The sequence below is a fragment of the Segatella copri genome, assembly GCF_024330485.1.
Taxonomy (GTDB): domain Bacteria; phylum Bacteroidota; class Bacteroidia; order Bacteroidales; family Bacteroidaceae; genus Prevotella; species Prevotella copri_L.
In genome coordinates this window covers 82,535-106,329 of sequence record NZ_JANDWX010000007.1, presented here as the reverse complement: position 1 = coordinate 106,329, position 23,795 = coordinate 82,535, and the positions used below count along the sequence as shown (strand labels likewise).

Here is a 23,795-nt window from a genome sequence, read left to right as displayed (position 1 = left end):
CATATATATATAATAAGGTGTAGCATCTGCCGTTTCTTCGGAAAACAACAAACACTACACATTAAAGATTTAGATAATGGAAACAAGAGGAAATTTTGGTAGTAAGTTGGGCGTTATTCTTGCCACAGCCGGCTCGGCAGTCGGTTTGGGTAATGTGTGGCGTTTCCCTTATATGGCAGGTCAGAATGGTGGCGCCGCCTTCATTCTCATCTATTTGGTATGTATCATCCTACTCGGATTGCCTGGCATGATGAGCGAATTCATCATCGGTCGTCATTCTGCATCCAATGCAGCCCGAGCTTATACCAATCTGGGTAAGCATAAGGCTTGGGGTGCTTTGGGCTTGATGGGTATCATCACCTCTATGATTATCCTGGGTTTCTATGCCGTAGTGGCTGGCTGGTGCCTGCAGTATCTCTATGCCAGTATCATGGGCGGTGTTCATGGCGACGCAGCGTATGTGAAGACCTATTTCCAAACCTTTGCAGCCGATCCTATCCGTCCTACCCTATGGGCAGTAGGTTTTATCCTGCTTACCCACATGGTGGTAGTGCGCGGTGTGCGCAATGGTATAGAGAAAGCATCCAAGATTCTGATGCCTATGCTCTTCTTCCTGTTGATTGTGATTGTGATAGCTTCCTGCTCTCTGCCGGGAGCGATGAAGGGAGTGGAGTTCCTGCTGAAACCGGATTTCTCTAAGGTAGATGAGAATGTGTTGCTCGAAGCGCTGGGACAGGCGTTCTTCTCTTTGAGTATGGGTACGGCATGTCTGTGTACTTATGCCTCTTACTTCAACAGACAGACCAATCTCTTGAAGTCGGCTACTCAGATTGTGACCATTGATACGGTAATTGCCGTATTGGCAGGTTTGATGATCTTCCCTGCAGCCTTCTCGGTAGGTGTGCAGCCAGACAGCGGTCCTTCGCTCATCTTCATTACCTTGCCAAACGTATTCCAGGAGGCTTTCGGTAATATGCCGGTTGTCGGTTATGTGATTTCGGTGTTGTTCTATGCTTTGCTGGTATTGGCAGCCCTGACTTCTACCATCTCGATGCACGAGATAGGTACCGCCTTTATTTATGAGGAGGGTAAGATAAGCCGTGCCAAGGGAGCCTGGTTCGAGACCATCGTTTGCAGCATTATAGCCGTATTCTGTTCGCTCTCTCAGGGCGCCGTACCTGATTTGGGCTTCTTCGGCAAGGATTTCCTGAGCAATTGTGACAACTTTACTGCCCAGCTGCTCATGCCGTTGAGTTCATTCATCACCTGTCTGTTTCTGGGATGGTATGTGCCAAAGAAGATTGTGCGTGATGAGTTTACCAACTGGGGAACCTTGAAGGGAACTCTCTTCCCTGTTTTCCTGTTCACCATCCGTTTTATCTGTCCAATCTGTATTTTCCTTATCTTCCTGCACCAGTTTGGTGTCATTTAGCAAAACTGGCAAACTTGCAGACAGGCACCGGCAAACTTGCAGACAGACAATCTTGCCCCTAGTAGGCAAGATACGGCTTGATTCTTTCTATTTCGGCAGGTGGAAAGTCTTTGAGAAGACGCAAATCATTCACACTTCTCAGCGGACCATGGGTTCTGCGGTAGTTAACGATTTCCTTTGCCTGGTAAAAGTCCAGGTAAGGATGTTTGCGCAATTCGGCTAAACTGAGCTGGTTGACATTCATTTTCCGGATATGTTTTGCATCAATATTCATATAGTGGAGGGCTGTCTCGGGCACGCCTTCCACTTCTTGTATCTGGCTCATGGAAACAAAACCGCCTAAACGCTCTCTGTAACGGATGATGCTTCTGGCATAGTAAGAGCCTATGCCGGGAATTTTCTGCAGTTCGGTCGTATCAGCAGAATTGATGTTGATATACTGACCTTCTTTCAGTTTCCGTGGATAATTGTATTGGGTAGTGTCTTTCTTCCTTTCTTCTCTAGTTCTTATAGCCGTCTCTTGATAGCCGTAGTTGTATCTTTCTCTTGGGTAAAAGTTGGCAGCCGGCTGGTAGTCTTTACCAATTCTGATAAAGGGCAGCAGTTTTTCGAATTGCTTCTTGGTTAGTCCGTAAACCCGCGCAAAGTCTCTAGGTGTCCTGAAGATACCTCCTTTATTCCGATATTTGATGATGTTTCTGGCTTGCCATGATTCCAGTCCCAGCCGTTGGAAATCAGATTGGCTTGCCGTATTGGGGTCAAAGGCGAATACTTCGCTCGACTGAAGTCCTTCGTCATAATAGCCTGGCTGTTGTCGCGTGGCATGTCTGATGATACTATCGTTATGGGCTTGTTGCTTTTCTGATGGCATGGTTTCTTTAGAACCTACAATGAAAATCATTGTGGTACTGACAACGAGCAGGGTCAGGATTACGAGTAATGCTCGCCGTTCATGGTAATTGATATAAAAAAAATCCTTTAAAAACTTCATAGGCTTACGGATTTTAAGTCTATATGATTGTTTGGTCGGGATTACTGGACTCGAACCAGCGACCTCATCGTCCCGAACGACGTGCGCTACCAACTGCGCTAAATCCCGATATCTGCTGCAAAGGTACATTAAATAATGGACAACACCAACAAAAATAGACTTTTTTATCTTTTTTTGAAAGAAATTTCCCGAAAAATTTGCAGGAACCAGAAAAAAGTATTAACTTTGCACCCGCAAATGATAAATCGCGATTTGTGAAAGTTGGTGCCATAGCTCAGTTGGTAGAGCAAAGGACTGAAAATCCTTGTGTCCCCGGTTCGATTCCTGGTGGTACCACTTCTTTATGAGACTGAATCTTCGTAACAGGATTCAGTCTTTTTTTATGCCCTTTTTTATAATATTCTATTTTACACTTATGAAAACGTTTGCGTAAGAAAAATGCGCCAGGATGTTTTATAATAGCTATTTTTTCACTACTTTTGCATTGTAAAATTCAAAAACAAACCAAAAAAATAATCTAACAAACATTCATTAAAATGAAAAAAGCTTATTTATTATTGTTGGCTGGAATGTTGTCTACGGCAGTATTTGCCGGTAGCAAACAGACGGTTAAGATTGATGGTCAGCTCATAGAAAAGACTGTCTCAGAGATTACCTTCGATGGCGACAATGTCGTTCTTCAGTATTCAGATAATACATCTGATCAGGCAGATATGTCGCTCGTAATCCTTTCTTTCACTTATCAAACTACCGGCATCAGTCAGGTAGAAGATATAAAGAAAGCATTGCAAGGTAAGGTTTATAACCTTCAGGGCCAGTGTGTAGGTTCTTCCCCTAAGGGCTTATCTAAGGGTGTTTATATTATTAATGGTAAGAAAGTAATCATCAAATAAAATAAGGAGGATTGAACAATGAAGAAAATGGTATTTACTTTGGCACTCCTCCTGATGAGTTTGAGTGCTGCTGTGGCTCAGACAGGGACATTTAAGATTACCCATGCCGTGGCTCGTAACAGCAAGGTGAACCAGATGTATGTTACCACCAAGTCGGGTGATGTGAAGTATTATAATACTGCAGATTTGACAAGTGTGAAGTTCGAAGGTGATAAGGCAATCATCGCACCTAAATCAGGCTCAGAGAATGATGAGTATGATGCTTCTGTTCAGAAAATCAGTTTCGCAAAGAAAGTAGAGCAGGGCGAAAGTGGTGATATTGACAATCCTGCAGGTGTGATTCAGATTACTGAGGCAAAGGGCTGGCAGGAGTCTGCCTACTTGAAGTGGGCTCCATTCGAGGGCGCTTCTTCTTATAATGTATATGTAGATGACAAGAAGATTGATGCTCAGTTGATTCGTCAGTATGCTTCTTACTATCGTGCCGATGTTCTCGGTTTGAAGGAAGGTACTTATTCTGTAAAGGTTGTTCCTGTAAATGCTGAAGGTACAGAGATTACTGGTGCCAATACAGCTTCTAACTTGGTAGTAAAGAGCTACAACCGTGAGGGCTTTGCTCATTTCAAGTATGCTGGTGTAGGTGCTTATAATAATGATGGTACTTTGAAAGCTGGTGCTAAGGTTCTGTATATTACAGCCAAGACAGCTAAGACCGTTTCTACAACAGTTAATACTGGTAAGCAAGAGACGATTACAGGTCTTCAGTCTATTATTGATGCTTATTCAAAAGGTAAGGATAAAACCCCAATCGCCTTCCGTATCATCGGTAAGGTAAATCTTTCTGATTTGGATCACATTTCAAGTTCTGCTGAAGGATTGCAGATTAAGGGAGCTATGATGAATATGACATTCGAAGGTGTCGGTGATGATGCTACCGTATATGGCTTCGGCTTCTTGCTTAGAGAGGCAGTGAGTGTAGAGTTCCGTAACTTTGCTATCATGCGTTGCCTGGATGATGCCATGTCTCTTGATACAAAAAACTTTCATGTTTGGATTCACAATATGGATCTCTTCTATGGTAAAAAGGGTAGTGCTGCCGACCAGGCCAAGGGTGACGGTACTGTAGATATCAAGGGCGATTCTAAGTATGTTACTGTAGCTTACAACCGCTTCTGGGATAATGGTAAGGCTTCTATGTGTGGTATGAAGAGTGAAACTGGTGAAAACTGGATTACTTATCATCACAACTGGTTCGACCATTCTGACTCTCGTATGGCTCGCGTTCGTACCATGAGTGTTCACATGTACAACAACTACTATCAGCATTGTGATGTTTATGGTATTGGTGCAACCAGTGGTTCAAGTGTGTTCATGGAGTCAAACTACTTTGATGCAACCAAGCGTCCTATCATGAGCTCTTTGCAGGGTACTGATGCCAAGGGTGATGGTACTTTCTCTGGTGAGAAAGGTGGCTTGATTAAGGCATACGGCAATGTATTTGCCAACAAGCCAGCAAACTTCAGCTATATCCCATACGCAGAAAACAATACAAGCTTTGATGCCTACGAGGTTTCTAATCCAAGTGAGCAGGTTCCTACAAGCGTAAAGACTTTGGTTGGTGGTACTTCTTACAACAACTTCGATACCAACTCAAGCCTCATGTATGCATACGCTGCAGATAAGGCAGAAGATGTTCCTTCTATTGTAGAAGGCTTCTATGGTGCAGGTCGTTTGAATCATGGTGACATTGATTTCGTTATTCCTGATGAGACGGTAGTAACAAATGGTCACCAGCAGCCATGGCCTGCTTTGGCAAGTATTCTTGATGCTTATACTTCTGGTGTTGTTAAGGTATTCGGTGAGAGCAATGCTGCTGGCGAAGGTGGTAGCACTGGTGGCTCTACTGGTGGTTCTGGCGATGGTGGTGGCACTGGTGGTTCTACTGGTGGTACAGAAGGTGGCAGTACTGTAACTCCTATCGAGGGTACTGTTTTGGTAACATTCACAGATTCTAAGCCTTCAAGTAGCATAGTAACAGTTTCAGGTAACTATGCTACAAATAAGGGAACTGCTACTATTGACGGCACTTCATATTCTACTTGTGTAAAGATGGAGTCTGCAACTAATATCTCAGTAACTGTTGATAAGAAAGTTACAATGACCCTTTATTTCAGTTCTGCAGATACCAAGACGAACGCCAAAATTGATGGAAAGAAGCCTGCTGAAGTAAATGCAGTTATTGATTCAACAGCTAAGACAATGACTGTAACATTGGATGCAGGTTCTCATACTATTACAAAGCAGGATACATGCAACCTCTTCGGTATTAAACTCGTACCTGTAAAAGAGTAAAGGTATAGAACTGATTTAAAGATTCCTGCCTCTTTAATGACAAAACGGACAAAAGCTAGATAAAGATTTGCTTTTGTCCGTTTTTTCTTTATTTTTGTCTTAAATCTATCTGCTGTTTTCTTCTCTTTTCCCTACTTTTGCAACCGAAAACAATTTTAAACGCAAACGCATTTTAACGTAAAACGCAACCTAAAAGTAAAACAATGAAAGCAATCCAGAATTTAGCAAAGAGAAGTTTGCTTCTCGTGGCATTGTTCGTCATCGGATGTCTGCAACTCATGGCGCAGACAAGAACCATCAAAGGTGAGGTGACTGATGCGCAGAATGGTGAGGCTCTGATTGGCGCCACTGTCATGGTGGAAGGCGAAAAGGGCGGTACAGTTACTGATTTTGACGGTAACTTCAGTCTTCAGGTATCTTCTTCAGCCAAGAAGATCAAGGTATCTTATATCGGTTATATTGATAAGGTACTTTCTATCTCAGACAATATGAAGGTGAAACTCGAATCTGACAGCAAGGCGCTGGCTGATGTCGTGGTCATCGGATATGGTACGGCAAGAAAGAGTGACCTGACAGGTTCCGTAGCTACCGTGAAATCGAAGGACTTTAACAAAGGTCTCGTTTCTTCTCCAGAACAGTTGATCAACGGTAAGGTTTCGGGTGTACAGATTATGTCCAACAGTGGTTCTGCCTCTGCCGGTAGTACCATCCGTGTGCGTGGTGGTGCCTCTCTGAATGCCAGCAACGACCCTCTTATCGTGCTCGATGGCGTGCCATTGGAGCAGGGTGGTATCTCTGGTAACAGCAGCAACTTCCTCAGCATGATCAACCCTTCTGATATCGAGAGCATGACTGTATTGAAGGATGCTTCTTCTACAGCCATCTATGGTTCCCGTGCATCTAACGGTGTCATCATCATTACCACCAAGAAGGGACAGCAGGGTGCTGTAAAGGTGAACTTCAATACCACCAACAGTTTGCAGACCCGTGCGCAGATGGTAGATATGCTGAGCCGTGATGAATTCGTGAATGTCATCAACCAGTTTGGTACAGATAACCAAAAGTCATTGCTCGGTACTGCTAATACCGACTGGAATGATGAGGTTTACCATACAGCCTTCGGTACAGACAATAACCTCAGCGTGAGCGGCAGCATCGACAAGTGGTTGCCATTCCGCGTGTCTGTAGGCTATTACAACCAGAGCGGTCTGGTTCGCAAGGACAATGTAGAGCGCTGGACAGGTAACGTGGTATTGACTCCTAGCTTCTTCCAGGATCACCTGAAGTTGACCATCAATGCCAAGGGAACCCTCAATAACAACTCATTCAATAATGGTGGTGCCGTATGGGCAGCTGCCACATTCAACCCAACCATCCCGGTTTATTCCGGTAACGACAAGTATGGTGGTTACAACGAGGCACTCGATGCTGATGGCTATCCAGTGAATGCCGGTGTAAGAAACCCTCGCGGTCTGGTTGATCTGTATGATTCAAAGAGTAAGGTAAGCCGCTTCATCGGTTCGATGGATGTAGATTACAAGGTTCATTTCCTGCCAGACCTCAAGCTCCATGCTACCGTGGGTGCTGACTATGCCAAGGGCGATGGAACCATTCATGTCCCTGTCTATGCAGCACAGAGCTACAACAAGGATGAGTCTTTGGGCGGTAGCGATTATAAGTATGGTCCTCAGAAGAACGAGAACCGCTTGCTTACCCTCTATGCCAACTATGCAAAGTATTTTGAAGATATCAAGAGTAATGTAGATCTGACAGCCGGTTACGACTACCAGTACTGGAAGAGTACTACACCTCTTTATTATACCAAAAGTGCGGCAGGCACAAACCTGTCAACCGTAAAGGCATCAGATTACCGTCATGTAATGTTGTCATATTACGGACGTATCAACTATTCATTCGATGGAAAGTATCTCCTGACGGCAACCGTTCGTCGAGACGCATCTTCCCGTTTCTCTAAGGATACCCGTTGGGGTACTTTCCCATCTGTTGCTTTGGGCTGGACTTTGACAGAAGAGCCTTGGTTGAAGAACCAGAAGGTACTTTCTAACTTGAAACTCCGTGCCAGCTATGGTGTTACCGGTCAGCAGGAAGGCATCGGCAACTACAACTATCTGCCGGTTTATACATCCAGTGTAACAGGTGCCGAGGCACTCATCAACGGACAGTATATCACAACTTATCGTCCAGAGGCATACGTATCAGACTTGAAGTGGGAGACTACTACTTCCTGGAACTTCGGTCTCGACTTTGGATTCCTGAATGGTCGTATCGGTGGTGCCATCGATTTCTATACCCGTAAGACCAAGGACCTGTTGGCATCAGTACCAACAGCAGCAGGTACCAACTTCTCAAAGACCATCCTTACCAACGTAGGTAATGTGGACAGCAAGGGTATTGAGGTTTCTCTGAATGCAACCCCTATCCAGACCAAGGACTGGGAGTGGAACCTGAGCTACAACTTTACCTGGCAGAACATGAAGGTGAAGAACCTTTCATTGATAAAGGGTGGAAGCCAGACCAACGTGAAGGTAGGCCCATCTATCGATGCTTACCAGTTCCAGGTACTCTCAGAGGGATATGAGCCATACATGTTCTACGTATATCATCAGCTCTACGACTCTAAGACAGGCAAGCCTATCGAGGGTGCTTATGCCGATTTGAACAATGATGGCGAAATCAATGATGCCGATCTCTACCGCTATCATTCTCCAGCCCCTAAGTACATTATGGGCTTGAGCACATCTTTGAGATACAAGCAGCTGACACTCGGTATGAGTTTCCGTGCCAACATCGACAACTACGTATATAATGGCATGGGTATGAGTACAGGTGCTTTTGAGACAGTAAGTTACAACAACTCACAGCTCAACAATCTCAATACTAGTTTCCTGAAGACCGGTTTCAAGACCCGTCAGTATCTCTCTGATTACTACGTAGAGAATGCTTCCTTCCTGAAACTCGACAACCTGAGTTTGAGTTACAATGTAGGCAAGATCAACAAGTGGGCTTCGCTCACCGTATCTGCAATGGTACAGAATGTATTCACCATCACCGGTTACTCAGGTACAGATCCTGAGGTGCCAAACGGAATGGACAACTCATTCTATCCACGTCCTCGCACTTACTCAGTAAGCCTCGGACTTCAGTTCTAACAATCAAAACAGATAACAATGAAACTTAAGAATATATTATATAGTATGATGATGGGAACAGCGGTGCTGACAGGCACAACCAGCTGTGTTTCCGATCTCGACCAATATCCTCATACAGAGACAACCTCTAAGGATGTTTATACCTCGCTTGCCAATTATGAGGCTGTGCTGGGTAAGATTTATGCTGCCATGGTGACTAGTGGTCAGGGCAAGGGTGGCGATAATAAGGATATGGAATCCGTATTGAACAATGGTAGTGGTTTCGATTACATGCGTATGTTTATCAATATGCAGGAGTGTGGTACCGATGAATTTGCCTCTACCTGGCTGACTGGTGAGCAGACTACGGGGCTTACCTATCTCTCTTGGGATGCCAACGATGCTTGGGTATCAGATATGTATTATCGCATCTACTACAACATCGCCCTCTGCAATGAGTTCCTCCGCAATGCCAATGGCGCTAGCTTCAGCGGCAATGACGAGGTAAAGATGAAGGAGTATAGGGCTGAAGTTCGCTTCATGCGCGCCTTGTTCTACTTCCATGCTCTCGATCTCTATCGCAACATTCCGATGGTAACAGAGAATGATCCTGTGGGCAGTTTTATCCCTCAACGTTATACTCCTCAGCAGACATTCGATTATATCGAGAGTGAATTGAAGGATTGTGTAGGTGATATGCTTCCTGCTTCTACCTGTCCTTACGGTCAGGCTTCTCAGGGTGCTGCCTATACCTTGCTTGCCAAGCTTTATCTAAACAGCGAGGTTTATACTGGTGTGCCTAAGTATACTGAGTGCAAGGAGGCTTGCGATAAGGTGATGAGTATGGGCTACTCCCTGGAAGATAATTACAGCAAACTCTTCAATGCTGATAACGACAAGCGTACCAACGAGATTATCTTTGCCTTGCCGGTAAGTGCAGAGCATACTGTAAGCTGGGGTTCATCTACTTATCTGGTTTGTGGACAGGTAAGTATGTCGAATGCCAACCAGAATGTAGCCGATTATGGTGTAACTGCCGGCTGGAGTGAGTTCCGCCTTCGTCCTGAGTTCGTGAATAAGTTTACCCAGACCGATATTGACGGCAGTGGCGACAAGCGTTGCAAGTTCTTTACCAATGGCCAGAGCAAGGATATTTCCAGCATGACCGAAGAAACCGCCGGCTATCTTTCTGAGAAATGGAGTAACCTGAAGGATGATAAAACCACTGCATCTAATACAGCTGATGCAGGTGTAGAAACCGATTTTCCTCTCTTCCGTTTGGCTGATGTCTATCTGATGTATGCCGAGTGCGTGGCTCGTACTAAGGGCGCAAGTTGGGATCCATGGCCAGATGGAAAGACGGATGCGAGCGATCCTGAGGTTATTGCCTCTCGTACGAAGGGTGCCATCTATTGGATTAACAAGGTACGTGAGCGTGCTTATGGAAAAGGTAAAGGACAAGTATGGTCAAGCAACTTTGCCAACGATGATGAGTTCCTCCAGTTCATTCTCGATGAGCGTGCCCGTGAACTTTATCATGAAGGTTATCGCCGTACCGACCTGATTCGCTATGGTCAGTTTACTACTAACAAGTACATCTGGCAGTGGAAGGGTGGCACTCACGATGGACAGGCTGTTGACAGCAAGTACAACATCTATCCAATCCCTAACACCGAGCTTACCGCAAATCCAAATCTTCATAACGACAACTATTAATAGGATAAAAGAATGAAAAAGATATTTAGAAACCTGATGATGCTTCTCTGCGCACTCACCGCCCTGGTGAGTTGCGATGAGAGTGGCGACAAGATATACCTGGATGGCTTCAAGGCATCCAATCTGATGGCATCGGCATCCGATGTGGTCCTGTCTGTAGATAAAAGTAAGGACGTTGTCCTCTCGTTGGCTTGGCAGAATCCTACCTTGCTTTCAAGCGATGAGACCAAGCCAGCTGGTAATGGCACACTGCTCACTTACCTCCAGGCGTCTACTTCCGAGGATTTCGCATCAACTAAGGATTATACAGTGACCAATCTTTCCAAGGCATTTACTGGTGGCGATCTCAATACCCTTGCCAAGGATTTGGGTATGACTCCGGGCACAGGTGCTCCTCTCTACTTCCGCATTAAGAGCCAGATGGGAGCTAACCTTGATGCAGCTTATAGCAATGTATGCCAGGTGAACGTTACACCTTATATTATACATATGAATTCGATGGCTATCTTGAGTAGCGATAAGATCAAGACCTTGACCACACTCTATTCTCCAGATGAGGATGGCGTATATACGGGTTATATGAATGCCTCTTCTTGGTTGAACTTCTATGGTAAGGAGAATGATGGAACCATTTGGGGTAACTATGGTGCTGATGGTCATGTCTTCGAGGCTGATAATACGGAGAGTGCATGGAGCTTCTGGTTCCCTGGTCAGGCTGGTATCTACTATACTGTTGTTGATACCAAGGCAAAGGAATGGAAGGCTACTTGGATGAAGAAATTCCTGCTCAATGGCGAGGCGATGACTTACGATGCTCCTAACTATGCTTGGGTAAAGGTAATCACAACCTCTGCTGATAATACATCTATCCAGATTGTAGGAACAGGTGCAGAGTATACTAAGGCAACAGGTACTGATGATGCAGCTGCTGTGGCAAAGACCTTGAACTATACTCTTGCTGATGGTAAGATGACAGATGCTTCTGCCGCTGGCAGCGTGAACATCGAGAAGGCTGGAACCTACACTGTTACCGTGAAGGTGGGTGAGAATAGCGAGCTGACTTACTCTATCGTGGCTGGCGACCAGACCTCTCCAGAGCCAGAGGCAAGCAATACTCTCTGTATGTTTACCAAAGATGGCATTTCGCTTCTCGCTGTAATGACCAAGGTGAGCGATGGTGTATATACTTGCAAATATAAACCTTCTGCTTGGGAAAATTTCTATTTCATTTATGTAGGTGAAAATATAGATGATAAGCAAACCTGGTATGGTTGTGAGCCTGAGGATGGCAAACTGTTTAATCTTGCTACAGAAAATTCATGGAATCTATGGTTTAAGGATGATGTGACAGGAGAGGAAATGACCATCACCGCCGACCTCAATACAATGACATGGAAGTACAAATAGAATAAAACTTGTGCAAACCTTTGCACGATAAAATTTGTGCAAGGTTTGCTTTTTAGGCAATATTCATACAATATACACATTATTATAATATATATACGACAATGAAGAATATTTTAGGTAAAGCCGTACTTTTGGCTTCTGCACTTCTTTTCTCTATCACGGGAACAAGTTGCAGCAATGATGATAACGCTACTCCAGAAAAGGAGAAAACATACGATATGAGTGGTTTCGCCAAGGGAGCCGATGTTAGTTGGCTCACTGAGATGGAAGCCAGTGGCGTGAAGTTTTATAATCAGAATGGCAAGGCTACTGAGTGTATGTCTCTGCTTCGTGACCTTGGTATGAACTCTATCCGCTTGCGTGTATGGGTGAATCCAGATGGAGGATGGAATGGTAAGGACGATGTCGTAGCTAAGGCTTGGCGTGCTCAGCAGCTGGGTATGCGCCTGATGATTGACTTCCACTACTCTGATACATGGGCTGATCCTAGTAAGCAGGGCGTACCAGCAGCCTGGAAGAACTATAGTTTCGATGAGATGAAGCAGGCTGTAGCCAACCATACCAAGGATGTACTCTCTGCCTTGAAGGAGAGAAACATCGATGTAGAGTGGGTGCAGGTGGGCAATGAAACCACCGACGGTATGCTCTGGAATGATGCTGATGGCGACGATGCCCTCAAGGTTACAGGTCGTGCCTCTAAGAATATGGCTAACTTTGCTGCCTATATCAATGCTGGTTATGATGCAGTGAAGGGTGTTTATCCTAATGCCAAGGTCATCGTACACTTGGACAAAGGTAACAATCTCGGTCAGTACACCTGGATGTTTGATGGCTTGAAGCAGAATTGTGCCAAGTGGGATGTTATCGGCATGTCGCTTTATCCGGACTGGATTACAGACCAGACTTGGGAACAGGTATCAGATGCTTGTCTCAATAACATCAAGACCCTCTCCGAGAAGTATGGCTGCGATGTCATCATCTCAGAGATTGGTATGGTGTGGAACTCAGAGAATGCTGCTCCATTCCTCAAGAAGATGGTGGATGGATGCAAGCAGATCTCTACCTGCGAGGGTGTATTCTATTGGGAGCCAGAGTGCAGCAACAACTGGAATGGCTACGATAAGGGCGCCTTCGACAATACGGGAAAGCCTACGGCAGCACTGGATGCATTCAAGTAAACAACTAATTATATATGATGATAGGACAAAAGAAATTGACATTGGCGACTTTCGCCTTGGCTCTCTCTGCGATGACCATGGCGCAGAGCAGAAAAGTCATCACTTTGTCATCGTGGGACTTCTCCCGTGATGGTAAGGCGTGGCAGCAGGTAGCTGTTCCGCACGATTGGGCTATCTCGGGTCCTTTTGATAAGAAATGGGACCTGCAGATGGTGGCCATCGAGCAGAATGGCGAAACCGAAAAGACCGAGAAGTCGGGACGTTCTGGTGCGCTGCCTTGGATTGGTGAGGGTATGTATAAGATGAACTGGACGGCTCCTAAGGGCTATAAGCGTGCCGTCCTCGTTTTTGATGGTGCGATGAGTCAGCCTGTCGTTAAGGTGAATGGCAAGGAGGCTGGCAGATGGGCTTACGGCTACAATGCCTTCCGCATCGACATTACACCTTTCATCCAGTTTGGTAAGAGTAATCTCATCGAGGTACATCTTAATAATGTAGAGGAAAGCAGCCGTTGGTATCCGGGAGGCGGTCTTTACCGTCCGGTTTCCGTAGAACTCTATGGCAACGAGAACTTCTCTACTTGGGATACCTTCGTGCGTACCCTGAAGGCTGATAAGCAGGAGGCTGAAATAGAAGTAAATGCGCTGCTGGAAGGAAAGACTGGTAAGTCGGGCAAGACCGTCATCGCCCTGTTTGATGAGGTTGGCAAGAAGGTTGCCGAGCAGACCGTATCGGGTGCAACCCCTGAAATCAAGACTACCTTGAAGGTGGCGAACCCTCAGCTCTGGTCTCCGGAATCTCCTTATCTCTATCAGGTGAAGTTAACCCGATATGAAGGCAAGAAGGTGGCTGATGTTCAGACTCTGAAGACTGGTATCCGCACCATCTCGGTATCCAAGGACCATGGTTTCCAACTCAACGGCGTGACCCGAAAACTCAAAGGTGTCTGCTTGCACCACGACCTCGGTCCATTGGGTGCAGCAGAGAACAAGGCAGCTCTTATCCGTCAGATCAAGATGATGAAGCAGATGGGTTGCGACGCCATCCGTACTGCCCACAACATGCCTTCTACCATGCAGATGGAAATCTGCGATTCCCTCGGTATGATGGTGATGGCAGAGAGTTTCGATATGTGGATTTATCCTAAATGCAAGAACGGCTATGCCAAGTTCTTCAAGGAGTGGAGCGATAAGGATATCACCAATCTGGTAAAGCACCACCGCAACCATCCTAGCATCGTGATGTGGAGCATCGGTAACGAGATTCCTGAGCAGTGGAGCAAGGAGGGTGTGCAGATTGCTAAGCGTCTGCAGGATATCTGTCATCAGTACGACCCATCCCGCCCTGTAACCCAGGGTATGGATAAGGCAGAAGATGCCTTGAAGAGCGGCTTTGCTCAGACCATGGATGTACCGGGCTTCAACTATCGCGTACATAAATATTATAAGAATATCGAGCAGTTGCCTCAGGGATTCCTCCTCGGTTCTGAAACCGCCTCTACGGTCAGCTCCCGTGGCGTATACAAGTTCCCGGTAGTGGTAAGTGATAAGGCTACCTATCCTGATGGTCAGTGCTCAAGCTATGATACCGAATACTGTTCCTGGAGCAATCTTCCTGATGATGACTGGAAGATGCAGGATGACTACAGTTGGGTAATCGGTGAGTTTGTATGGACCGGTTACGACTATCTGGGCGAGCCTACTCCATACGATACCTACTGGCCAAGCCGCAGCAGCTACTTCGGTATCTGCGACCTTGCCGGACTTCCTAAGGATCGCTACTATATGTATCGTGCCCGCTGGAACGAGCAGCAGCATACTACCCATCTTCTTCCTCACTGGAACTGGAAGGGCAGAGAAGGACAGGTTACCCCTGTATATTGCTATACCGATGGTGTGGAAGGCGAACTCTTCGTGAATGGCAAGAGTCAGGGCAGGGTTCGCAAGGACAAGTCAAGCCGCCTCGACCGCTACCGTCTGCGCTGGAACAATGTGAAGTATGAACCGGGTGAGATTCGCGTGGTTACCTACAACCAGTATGGCGATAAGGTGGGCGAGGACGTGAAGCGTACTGCCGGCGAGCCTGCACAGATGAAGTTCAGTGTAGAAACTCCTGATCATGAGCCTATTGCCTGCATGGTAGAAGGCTGTACCGATGAGCACAATGTGCTGCTGAATGCCGATGGCAACGATCTTGCCTTCATCACTGTGAGTCTGCAGGATAAGGACGGCAATGAATGTCCGCTTGCCGATGACGAACTGACCTTCGAGGTGAGTGGTGCCGGCACTTTCAAGGCAGCCTGCAACGGCGATGCCACATCGCTCGAACCGTTCACCCAGCCACAGATGAAACTCTTCTCCGGCAAACTCGTAGTTATCGTACAGAGCAGCAAGCAGAAGGGTGACATCATCCTGAAGGTAAAAGACAGCAAGCGAAATATCGAAAAGTCGATTACGCTCCAGGCAATATAAGATAACAAAGACCGATTTCGGTTGGTTATAAAGTATATAGTTTATATCGGATCCTCTGGGAATAGCAGCGGCTATTTTTCCCAGGGGATTCTTTTTTTTATGAATTTCCTCCGATATTTTTTGGCGTTATCATGAATATTGTGTAAATTTGCACACATGAAAAAGTCAACAGAACCTATATACCGCATCAGCATGGCAATTGCTATGCTCTTTATTTCGCTTGCCATCCATGCGCAGCGTTTCGTCAACACCTCCCTTGAAGGTGCTCAGTCCGTTTGTGCCATTACCCAGGACAGTGATGGAATGATATGGCTCGGAACCGACAACGGTCTTTACAGCTATGATGGTTATCATGGCTACCGTCATTTTCAGGAACATACATTCAGCAATACGCGTGTCAATGCGCTCGGTTTCGAGGGCAGGATGCTCTATCTGGCTACTGGCAACGGCATCCTGAAATTCGATACGCAATCTTATCAATATGCCGAAACACCAGCCATGAAGGCTTTTGCCGATGAGGCGAAGCGCAAGCAGCTGAAGGAACTCCGTGTGCTCGATATCAAGGGTGGTAAGACTGACTTCGGTGGCGATGTCTATGCCTTGCTCTCTACTCCGCGAGGCTTGCTCGTAGGTTCGCTCGCAGGTCTGCATCTCGGCAGCAGACTGATTCCGCTCCGTGCCGGAGAACAGCCGCTGGTCAATGCGCTCGCCTATGATGCCAAGCGCCGATGCTACTGGATTGGTACCGAGGGCGCTCTCTATTGTGCCGATCTGCAACTAAGGAACTTCTCACAGATTCCAGCTCTCAACGGCAATTCCATCAAATGTCTTTCTACAGATGCTGCCGGCAATCTCTATATCGGAACCGATAACGGACTCTATCAGATGGCACTCTCCAATGCCATCACCCATTATATCCACGATTCCCGCGATGATGCTTCTATTCCTAACAACATCGTCTGGGCTTGCTTTGTAGATAAATGGCAGAATGTATGGGTGGGTACTGACAATGGACTCTCCCGTCTCACTACCCATACCTATTACCGCTATGTATCGCTCGATAAGATTACGATGTCGGGTGAGGGCAACTGTCTGCATGCCATGCTCCAGACCCGTAACGGAGAATGGTGGATGGGCGGTACCAACGGTCTGATTCATTTCACCCGGAATGCTGAAGGCTATCAGAATGTGGCATGGTACAAGCAGAACAGCTCTGCCTTCCCGCTGAGTCATAACCGTGTACGCAAGATTTATGAAGACCATGACGGCGATGTATGGATCTGTACCGACCATGGCATCAACTTCTATGACCGCAGTTCCCGTCAGATGCGCAACTTCATCGTCTACGATAAGAGTGGCAAGTATTCTACTGCCTGGGCTTACGATATTCTCCAGGACAAGAAGGGCAGGATATGGATGGGTTCTTATCAGGGCGGTGTCTTCGTGATGGATAAGGCGGCTCTTCTGAGCGGCAAGACCATAGCCGACTGGCATTACTCGGACAAGGGAAAGAATGCGCTCTCTGGTCTGCATGTAGGTCAGATGGTGATGGATGGAAAGGGTAGGATTTGGGTTTCTACCTATACCCGTCTCGACTGCATCAATCCGAACGATATGGAGGTGGTGCAGGTAGCTAACTCAGATGTTATCAACTATCTGATGGCAGACAGCAAGGGCAATATCTGGATGGGTGATAACAGTTCGGTAACCTGTTATTATGCAGCCGGTTCTGTGCTGGGTAACAGTTTTTCTTCCAAGACATGGCAGATTGGTGGCAAGGTAAGTACCATGTGCGATGTGGAAGGCAAGATATGGGTGGTATCGGACAATGAATGCTGCGTAATCAATCCACAGGGCGGGAGCCAGCGCTTCATGATTCCTTCTGTTGTGCCGCTCAACATCTGTTACAGCAGACAGACTCATGAGGTGATGATGGGCGGCAATGACGGCTATGTGGCAATCAGTTCCGATGTAGCACAGAAGCCTAAGCTGTTTACTCGTCTGATGCTGGCTGGAATCATCGTAAACGGACAGGCTTGTGAGGAGCGTGGAGAAATCTTGGAACTGAAGAGTGATGAGAACAACTTCACCCTGCAGCTCACCGACCTTCCTTTTGCTGATCGTCCTTCAACCGTTTATGCTTACAAACTCGAAGGCAGCGACCACGACTGGCATTATCTGAACTCCGGCAATATTGATATCACCTACAATGGTTTGTCGTATGGCGATTATCATCTTACGGTTCATGCCGTGGATGGTGAAGGCAAGATAGCTGCCGAGGTTTATTCGCTCGACATCTCCGTCCTGCCGCCTTGGTATCTCTCCTGGTGGTGCAAGCTCTTCTATATCACGGCACTCATCGTGTTTGTAGCATGGCTGGTAAGCTGGTATTTTCTGCGCAAGGAACTGGCTGATGCCCAGAAGCAGAAGGCTGAGGTGTTGGAGCAGGTACAGATGCGTATGGACTTCTTCAACCGTCTGGCGGAAGATTTGAAGGCTGCCGTAGCTCATCATTCATTTGATGAGGTGACAGCTCTGATGGGCCGCTACCTGAATGTGAGGATACCTGAGGTGTCATCTTCTGTTGCCACTGGGTTATCCGCTTCGCCTGTATCTGAGCCTGAGTCATCATCCTCAGAACCAGTTCCTGCACGCTCTGAATCTTCTGAAGAGGAAAAGAAGGAAGTAAATGTCAGCGAGTTGGATGCGGCAGACAAGCGTCTGCTCGAAGAGATCAATGAGGCGATAGAGAAGCACATGATTGATTCCGACTTCAACGTTTCGATGTTGCAGGATGTGATAGGCATAGGTGGCAAACAGCTGTATCGCAAAACGAAGGCGATAACGGGCCGTACGCCTGTAGAGTATATCCGTGAGATGCGTATGAGCCGTGCTGCCGAGCTCCTGAGCCAGGGTAAGTTCAGTGTTTCCGAGGTGATGTATACCGTTGGTTTCTCTAACAGCAGCTATTTCTCCAAATGCTTCTCCAAGGAGTATGGCATGACTCCTACGGAATACATGAAGGTGAAGAGGTAAATAAATGAAGTGCTTCCGTTTGCCTATAGATATGGCTGCGTGGGGTTAAGAATATGACAGCATTGGGTTACGGATACGACTCCGTCGGGTTACGGATATGACTCCGTAGGCTAATGGAGACGTATCCTTCGGCTTGTCGAGATATCTGCGTCAGCTGACTGAGCTACTTGAGTCAGCTGATTGAGCTACTTGAGTCAGCTGATAAAATACGTTCCGATGCAGTAAAAAATGCGTCCCGATGTAGCATTTGCTACGTCCCGACGCAGCAAAAGATACGTCCAGACGTAGTACAAGCTACGTCGGGACGTAATTTCAGCTTTATGAAAACGGCAGCATAGAAACAAAAAAAAGTATGTATTGAACTTGTTTTAGCAAACTGTAATCGGATTTGACAAAAAATCGACAATTAACTAAATTTATGAACATATATGCTAAAAAACATAGATATTTCATATCAAACATTTAAATTTTAATCGATTATCTTGGGCAAATAAGAAAATATTCGTAATTTTGCACCGATTTAAGTTAAATAGGTATTTCCATGCGTGCATATTAGTGAAAGAATGTATAAATGGAGGGGCGAAGTGTTGCCCTGAGTGCTTTCGGCTTTTACCAAACGAGAAAAAAACGAGAAAAAAATGATAATTATTAATTAATAAACTTGAAACAAACAAGGATGAGAAGATTAACTCTTTTACTTGTCTCACTTGTATTGTTGTCTATCCAATCGGTCTTGGCGCAGAGTTTCAGCGTCAAGGGTACTGTCGTGTCTGCAGAAGACAACGAACCGATGATTGGTGTGACCATTATGCAAGAGGGAACATCAAATGGCGTAGTGACCGATATTGACGGTAACTATACCATCGAAATTAAGGGTGCTTCGAAGGCTACGCTTGCCTACTCTTATGTGGGATGCGTTACGCAGAGGCACGTTGTGAAAGCGCAGACAAATACGCTCAACATCACCCTTGCTTCGGATTCCAAGATGATGGATGAAGTGGTTGTGGTGGCGTATGGTGTGAGAAAGAAGGGAACCATTGCGGGTTCCGTGTCTGCCGTAAAGTCTGAAAAGATAGAAAATGTGCCGGCGGCAAGCTTCGACCAAGCTTTGCAGGGACAGAGTACTGGTTTGCAGGTCATCTCTTCTTCGGGTGAACCTAGCAAGGCGGCTACCTTCCAGATTCGTGGTACCAACTCTATCAACTCCGGCAAGTCGCCACTCTTTATCCTCGACGGCGTGCCAATCTCAAGTTCTGATTTCAATACCTTGAGTCCTAACGACATCGAAAGTATCTCTGTATTGAAAGATGCCTCTTCGACCTCAATCTATGGTGCACGTGCTGCCAACGGTGTGGTTGTCATCACTTCCAAGCGAGGCTTGGCAATGGACAAGGCGAAGATTACGCTCCGTGCACAGTATGGTTTCTCTGAGTTGGCACAGACCAACTGGAAAATGATGAATACCGATGAGCGTATCCAGTTTGAGAAAGAAGTAGGTTTGGATACAGGTAAGGATTACAATCTCCTTTCAAGAGTAAACGTAAACTGGCTGGACGAGGTGTTCAACGACCGCGCTCCGCTGCAGAGCTACGAACTCTCTATCAACCGTGCTACCGACCGCTTGAACTACTATGTTTCTGGTGGTTTCTACGATCAGGACGGTATCGCACAGAATTCAACCTTCCGCCGTTACAACATCCGTACCAATGCAGATGTAAAGGCAGGCAAGTGGTTGAAGGTAGGTACCAACACCATGGCTGCCTATGAGGAGGCTCAGCAGGCTGACGACGGTAGCTATACTACCGTTACTCCTATTTCTGCATGCCGATTCATGCTGCCTTACTGGAATCCATACGCTAAGGATGGCAGTCTGGCTTCACTTGCTGCAGGCAACTGGGCTGGAACCAGCGAGAACCCTATCGTTTACATGGGCTTGAATCCTATCAAGAACAAGAAATATAAGGTACTCTCTACCATGTATGCTGAAATCTATCCGATAGAGAATCTGACTATCCGTACTCAGTTCGGTGCCGATTTCACCCATTCTACAGCGTTCCTCCAGTCGTTCCCAAGTCTCTCTTCAAATAACGGACAGGGTACAGCGGCACGCCAGAGCAGCGATGCCATCAACCTGACAGAGACCACTACGGCTAACTACCGTTTCACCCTGAACGATATCCATTCGTTCAACGTGATGCTGGGTCAGGAGGCTGTCAATTTCCACTCAGAGGGTTTCCAGGTATATTCCAAGGGTCAGACCAGCGATCTCCTGACCAATGTATCATCAGGTACACGTGCCAGCCGCTGGGCAGATTCATCTTCTGACTACTCTTACCTGTCATTCTTCATGCGTGGCGAGTATAACTATAAGGAGCTCTACTATGCCGACTTCTCTCTGCGTACCGATGCTTCTTCACGTTTCGGTAAGGATCATCGCTGGGGTACATTCTGGTCGCTCGGTTTCATGTACAACGTGAAGTCAACCGACTGGCTGAAGGATATGAAGTGGCTCAGCACAGCCCAGATTGCCGTAAGTACCGGTACATCGGGTAACTCTGAGATTCCTAACTATTATCACCTGGCTCTGGTATCGGGTGGTGCCAACTACGATAATACTGCCGGTTTCTCTCCATCACAGAGTGGTAACGAGGAATTGGGTTGGGAGTCAACATGGGCAAACAACTTCGCCCTCCGTTTGGGCTTCCTCGACAGAATCAACTTCAGCTTCGAGGCTTACTACAAGCGTACCTCCAATATGCTGATGCGCGTTCCTGAGTCTTACACCGTTACCGGCGAGGGCTATCGCTGGAAGAACGTAGGTGTGATGGCTAACAAGGGTATCGAGTTGAGTGCTGACGGTGATGTAATCCGCACACGCGACTTCACCTGGAATGTAAGTGCCAACGTATCTTACAACCAGAACCGATTGAAGGAACTCTATAACGGTGTAACCGAGTATGTAAACTCAACCACCGGTTTGAAGTATGTGGTAGGTCACTCAGTAAGCGAGTTCTTCCTGAACCGTTATGCCGGTGTGAATCCAGCGAATGGTGAGCAGCTTTGGTATGATAAGGATGGCAACGTAACCAACGAGTTCCGCGAGAGCGACAAGGTGATGACAGGCAAGACCTATGATGCACCTTGGATGGGCGGTTTCGGTACAAGCTTCCGTTGGAAGGGCTTGCAGCTTTCTGCCCAGTTCAGCTGGATTGGTACACGCTACGTCATCAACAACGACCGTTACTTCGAGGAGAGCGGTGTAACCTTCGGTACTGCTTACAACCAGTCAAACCGTCTGTTGTACGACCGTTGGAAGCAGCCTGGCGATATTACCGACATCCCACGTTGGGGCGAGGTAACCCAGCTCGACGACCGCTTCTTGGAGAATGCATCGTTCCTCCGTCTGAAGAATCTCAGTCTGTCCTATTCATTGCCACAGAGTTTGTTGCGCAAGACCAACTTCTTCTCTATGGTCAGAATCTACGGTCAGGCACAGAATCTCTTCACCATAACCGGTTTCAACGGTCTGGATCCTGAGGTTTCATCCAATATTTACCAGGCACAGTATCCGGCATCACGCCAGTTTACTCTGGGTGTTGAATTGCAATTCTAACCAAGAAAGGAGAAAAAAATGAACATCAAAAATATAAAGACATACATCCTGTCGGGAATCCTAGCCCTCTCGATGTCTTCCTGTCTTGATAAGTATCCTGAGGATTCTATCCGCATGGACCAGGCTATCAACACGGTGGGCGACATGGACAAGCTGGTGTACGGTATCTACGACAGTTTCAAGAGCAGCGCCCTCTATTCGGGCAATCTGACAATCCTGCCAGATCTGCAGGCAGACTTCGTGTACTGCGTGAAGGGCTACTCTAATGCCTATGGCGATATCTACCGTTGGAAAGATATCAAGGCTACCAACACCGATATCGAGTCGGTATATGGTGCGCTTTATGGTGTTATCAACAATGCCAACTTCCTGCTCGATAATGTAGATAAGGTAAAGGCAAACACCAACAGTGATAAGGAGCTCGACAAGTTGGAGCAGTATCAGGGCGAGGCTTACTTCGCACGTGCCCTGGCTTACTCTGAGTTGATCAAGTGCTTCTGCAAGGCTTACGATAGCGATGAGCAGGCAGAGAAGGAACTCGGCGTGGTACTTACAGAGCACTATTACGGCAATGAGCCACAGAAGAGAGCCAGTCTGAAGGAATCATACGAATTCGTATTGAGAGACCTTGACAAGGCTGCTGAGTATCTGAAGGAAGACGAAGACTTCACTGGAAGTCTCTACAATGAGATTTACTTCAACGAGTATACCTGTCATGCCTTGCGTGCGCGCGTATCCTTATATATGCACAAGTATGATGATGCCATCAAGTATGCATCTAAGGTAATCGGCAGTAAGTATTATACATTGGAGAAGGCTTCTTCCAACACCTATTCAAACCAGGTGAACGATTATAAGTATATCTGGACCTATGGTGATTCGCGTGAGGCTATCTGGAAGGTAGGCTTTACCGTGAACAGTTATGGCGGCGCTCTGGGTACCATCTTCGATAACTACAACTACGTAACTTATCGTCCAGACTATGTGCCTGAGACATGGGTCATCAACTCATTCGACAGCAATGACCTCCGTGCTGCAGCCATCTTTACAACCCGTACCACCGGTTATGAGCACGGTTTGCAGTGGCCTTTGCTGAGCAAGTATTTCGGCGATGCGGAATTCCTGAACAACAATATCCTGCATGTTCACCAGCCAATGGTGTTCCGTCTCTCAGAGCAGTATCTGATACGTGCTGAGGCTTACGCCATGAAGAAGGACTACGCTAAGGCAGGTAAGGACATCTCTACCTTGCGTACAGCCCGCTACTCTTCATATGGTGGTAACACCTCGATGAGCGAGAGCAACGCCATGAAGATAATCGAGGCAGAGCGCGTGAAGGAACTCTATATGGAAGGCTTCCGTCTGAACGACCTCAAGCGCTGGCACAAGGGATTTGAGCGTAAGGCTGCCGACCAGCCTGCTGCCAACTTCGTGCAGAGCAGTCTGAAGGTTGAAAAGGATGACCCTCTCTTTGTCTGGCCAATTCCTCAGCATGAGCTTGAGGCACCAGGTTCTGAGATTCAGCCTAATGAAAGTAACAAATAAAATAAGGAGACG

The 23,795-nt window shown here is 46.7% G+C and carries 12 protein-coding genes and 2 tRNA genes; 12 read left to right on the top strand and 2 right to left on the bottom strand.

What is annotated here, in order from left to right; all coding sequences use genetic code 11:
- Positions 1 to 76 precede the first annotated feature (76 nt).
- Positions 77 to 1,432 carry a sodium-dependent transporter gene (locus tag NNC77_RS06275; RefSeq protein WP_254970223.1) on the top strand — a complete coding sequence of 452 codons (1,356 nt, stop codon included), beginning with the start codon at positions 77 to 79 and terminating at the stop codon, positions 1,430 to 1,432.
- A 58-nt stretch (positions 1,433 to 1,490) separates the two neighbouring features.
- Here the strand turns inward: NNC77_RS06275 and NNC77_RS06270 are convergent, their stop codons facing one another.
- Both NNC77_RS06270 and NNC77_RS06265 read right to left on the bottom strand, forming a co-directional pair.
- Positions 1,491 to 2,423: a helix-hairpin-helix domain-containing protein gene (locus tag NNC77_RS06270; protein WP_254970224.1), complete on the bottom strand. Its 933-nt coding sequence runs from the start codon at positions 2,421 to 2,423 to the stop codon at positions 1,491 to 1,493.
- A gap of 32 nt (positions 2,424 to 2,455) precedes the next feature.
- Positions 2,456 to 2,531: transfer RNA gene (locus NNC77_RS06265), tRNA-Pro, on the bottom strand.
- Positions 2,532 to 2,686: 155 nt separating this feature from the next.
- Between NNC77_RS06265 and NNC77_RS06260 the strand changes: the two genes are divergently transcribed.
- The 11 genes from NNC77_RS06260 (at position 2,687) to NNC77_RS06210 (ending at position 23,783) form a co-directional block, all read left to right on the top strand.
- Positions 2,687 to 2,759 (top strand) — tRNA-Phe (locus NNC77_RS06260).
- A gap of 200 nt (positions 2,760 to 2,959) precedes the next feature.
- Positions 2,960 to 3,316: a subtilase gene (locus NNC77_RS06255; RefSeq protein WP_254970225.1), complete on the top strand. Its 357-nt coding sequence runs from the start codon at positions 2,960 to 2,962 to the stop codon at positions 3,314 to 3,316.
- Between the two features lie 18 nt (positions 3,317 to 3,334).
- Positions 3,335 to 5,668: a pectate lyase gene (locus NNC77_RS06250; RefSeq protein WP_254970226.1), complete on the top strand. Its 2,334-nt coding sequence runs from the start codon at positions 3,335 to 3,337 to the stop codon at positions 5,666 to 5,668.
- A gap of 203 nt (positions 5,669 to 5,871) precedes the next feature.
- On the top strand, positions 5,872 to 8,838 hold the full coding sequence (locus NNC77_RS06245) for a SusC/RagA family TonB-linked outer membrane protein (protein ID WP_254970227.1): 2,967 nt from the start codon (positions 5,872 to 5,874) through the stop codon (positions 8,836 to 8,838).
- A gap of 18 nt (positions 8,839 to 8,856) precedes the next feature.
- Positions 8,857 to 10,533 carry a RagB/SusD family nutrient uptake outer membrane protein gene (locus tag NNC77_RS06240; protein ID WP_233339068.1) on the top strand — a complete coding sequence of 559 codons (1,677 nt, stop codon included), beginning with the start codon at positions 8,857 to 8,859 and terminating at the stop codon, positions 10,531 to 10,533.
- Between the two features lie 12 nt (positions 10,534 to 10,545).
- Entirely contained in the window at positions 10,546 to 11,940 is a 1,395-nt protein-coding gene (locus tag NNC77_RS06235; RefSeq protein WP_118140575.1) for a DUF5114 domain-containing protein, read from the top strand.
- A gap of 101 nt (positions 11,941 to 12,041) precedes the next feature.
- The gene (locus NNC77_RS06230; RefSeq protein ID WP_118140573.1) at positions 12,042 to 13,118 is read left to right on the top strand and encodes a glycoside hydrolase family 53 protein; all 1,077 of its coding nucleotides are present in this window, start codon (positions 12,042 to 12,044) and stop codon (positions 13,116 to 13,118) included.
- A 14-nt stretch (positions 13,119 to 13,132) separates the two neighbouring features.
- Positions 13,133 to 15,589: a glycoside hydrolase family 2 TIM barrel-domain containing protein gene (locus NNC77_RS06225; RefSeq protein WP_437183276.1), complete on the top strand. Its 2,457-nt coding sequence runs from the start codon at positions 13,133 to 13,135 to the stop codon at positions 15,587 to 15,589.
- Between the two features lie 156 nt (positions 15,590 to 15,745).
- Positions 15,746 to 18,625 carry a two-component regulator propeller domain-containing protein gene (locus NNC77_RS06220; RefSeq protein WP_254970228.1) on the top strand — a complete coding sequence of 960 codons (2,880 nt, stop codon included), beginning with the start codon at positions 15,746 to 15,748 and terminating at the stop codon, positions 18,623 to 18,625.
- A 676-nt stretch (positions 18,626 to 19,301) separates the two neighbouring features.
- Positions 19,302 to 22,238 carry a SusC/RagA family TonB-linked outer membrane protein gene (locus NNC77_RS06215; RefSeq protein WP_254970230.1) on the top strand — a complete coding sequence of 979 codons (2,937 nt, stop codon included), beginning with the start codon at positions 19,302 to 19,304 and terminating at the stop codon, positions 22,236 to 22,238.
- Positions 22,239 to 22,256: 18 nt separating this feature from the next.
- The gene (locus NNC77_RS06210; protein ID WP_254970231.1) at positions 22,257 to 23,783 is read left to right on the top strand and encodes a RagB/SusD family nutrient uptake outer membrane protein; all 1,527 of its coding nucleotides are present in this window, start codon (positions 22,257 to 22,259) and stop codon (positions 23,781 to 23,783) included.
- Positions 23,784 to 23,795: the final 12 nt, after the last annotated feature.